This window comes from Nonomuraea sp. NPDC001684, from assembly GCF_053596515.1.
On sequence record NZ_JBSFGJ010000791.1, the window covers coordinates 1 to 2,281 of the forward strand.

The 2,281-nt window shown below is 70.3% G+C and carries 3 protein-coding genes; all 3 read right to left on the reverse strand.

The features are described from left to right. Positions 1-280: 280 nt before the first annotated feature. Complete coding sequence (locus tag ACWCSD_RS51770; RefSeq protein WP_352359210.1) at positions 281-961, reverse strand: DUF6879 family protein; 681 nt, start codon at positions 959-961, stop codon at positions 281-283. Between the two features lie 93 nt (positions 962-1,054). Then, entirely contained in the window at positions 1,055-1,537 is a 483-nt protein-coding gene (locus ACWCSD_RS51775; RefSeq protein ID WP_358284683.1) for a DUF1707 SHOCT-like domain-containing protein, read from the reverse strand. A 55-nt stretch (positions 1,538-1,592) separates the two neighbouring features. Continuing rightward, positions 1,593-2,276 carry a PadR family transcriptional regulator gene (locus tag ACWCSD_RS51780; protein ID WP_449927133.1) on the reverse strand — a complete coding sequence of 228 codons (684 nt, stop codon included), beginning with the start codon at positions 2,274-2,276 and terminating at the stop codon, positions 1,593-1,595. Positions 2,277-2,281 lie beyond the last annotated feature (5 nt).

Sequence of the window (2,281 nt, forward strand, 5' to 3'; positions counted from 1 at the left end):
GAAGATCACCCGTTCTACTGGATCTCCGTTCTCATGTCCCAGGTTCGGCCGAACACCTTGACTCGACCGCCAGCCGTCTTAACTTCCCGGCATTGCCCCTAGGGGTCTGCGCATGGGGGCTTCCTCCAGTTGCGATGGACGCTGGATCGCACCGCATTCTGGTGGGACCGCAACCCCCGTGTCACGAAATTTGCGAAATTTCCCTGATGTCCGGGTAAACCAAAGTGTCAGGAGATGCGTCGTGGCCCGTTCCAGCCGCGGGCCGGAACTTCGGGCGCGCTCAGACCCGGAACTCCTCCGTCCGGTGGGCGTACGGGGGCACCGCGGCCCGCATCTCGTCGGTGACCGACGGCGGCGGCAGCGGCACGATCTCCCGCCGGTGGAAGTCGCGCACGTCCTCGCCCTCGGCGAACAGTTCCTGGACCGCCCGCAGGCAGGGGCCGATCACGCCGGGATCGGTGATGCGCCGGCCGCCCCGGCCGCCGCCGTACTCGTCGTAGAGGACCTCGTACATCAGGACGGGGGAGAAGATCACCAGCTCGGGCACCGGTTCGAGGGCGGCCACGCGCGCCGCGGGCACCACCCGGCAGGGGGAGCCCGCCCTGGCCCGCATGTCCAGCAGATGCATCTCCCACTGCAGGTACGCGCTGACGGGGAACTCCACCACGCGCACCCGGCTCACCGGCATCCGGTGGCGGAAGTAACCGGCCACCAGCGGCGCCATCTGCTCGGCCAGGGAGAGGGAGCCGGCCCAGTCGCCGTCCATCATGGCCCGCCAGCTCGCCACGTCCGGCTCGTAGAAGCTCTGGGCGCGCTCCAGCTTCCACAGGGGGACGACGCAGTCCGCGTGGTCGCGCTCGAAGGCCGCCAGGTAGCCGGGCGCGTCCAGGACGAGCGCGTCGGCGCCGCCCACCGCGGCGAACGGATTCGTGACGGCCACCACGGAACCCGGCTCGGTCATACGACGCCCCTTCGTTCGGTGAGATCCGCCCGCCAGATCATGAAATGTCAGTTGATTCTGGTCAAGGCCCAACGTCACGAAGGGACGCGAAGGTCACCCGCGGTAGTGAAAGCGGCGGTGCACCAGGTTGAACACGGTGGCCACCAGGAAGACCGCCAGCAGGATCTTGAAGAGGCCGAACCCGAAGACCAGCCCCAGCACCCCGAAGACGATCAGGAGCGGCAGGAGGCCGGGACCGCGGTGGCCGCGCCAGTGACGGCGGGAATGGTCGTGCCAGGGACGGCCGGCCTGCGCGTGGCGCATGGTCTGCATCTGGTGGCGGTGCGCCCTCATCGCCTGGCGCCAGGCGTCCCGGTCGAACTGGGGCATCTGCTGAGGGTGGGCGTAGGAGGGGGACGAGCCGGGCAGGTCGGCCGTCACCTGGGACAGGTCGCGGACCGTCTTGGAGGCCAGCGCCCGGTCGAGGCGTTCGTCGAGCTCTTCGTGGGTCAGGCGGCCCTGGGCGAAGTGCTCGCGCAGGGCCGCCATCGTCTGCTCGCGCTCGGCGTCGCCGATGCGGAGATCGTTGTGGTCCATGTCTGGTTCCTCGCTCTCCCCGAACCGGCCTGTCGCTGCGGAGCCGGTCACCTGGTTACTCCTCGCCCGGTTCGCCGTCGGCCAGGATCTGGTAGAGCTTGCGCCGGGTCTCAACCAGAGTCTTACGCGCTTCGCGGATTTGTGCGTCGTTTCCGGTCTGAAGAACCTGCATCATGGCGAATGCCGACTGTCGGGCGATGTGCCAGAGATCGGCGGTGTTGTCGTCGATGTCCGGACGCATCTCGTCCCAGGGGGCGCGGACCTCGTCGGCGTGCGCGTCGATGTAGGCGCGGCCCTCGTCGGTGAGGCGGAAGGTCTTGCGGCCCTCGTTCTCCTCGGCGATCACCAGGCCCTCGTCGGTGAGCTGCTGCAACGCCGGGTAGACGGCGCCGGGGCTGGGCTTCCAGCCGCCCTCGCTGCGCTCGGCGATCTCCTGGATGATCTGGTAGCCGTTGCGCGGCTCCTCGGCCAGCAGGGCCAGGATCGCGGCGCGGACGTCGCCCCGCTTGGCCTTGCGGCCCCGGCCGCCGCCCCAGCCGTGGTGCCCCCCCCAGGGCCCGCCCGGGCCGAAGGGGCCGCCGCGGCCGAAGTCGAACGGGAACGGTCCGCCCGGCCCGCCGCGCCGGCCGCGTTGCCTGCGCTCGCCCGGCCCGCCGCCGCCCCGGTGATGGTGGTGATGGCCGCCCATCTGCTCGAAGGCGTCGGCGATGGCCCTCAGCTTCTCGCGGGCCGCGCGCAGGTTCT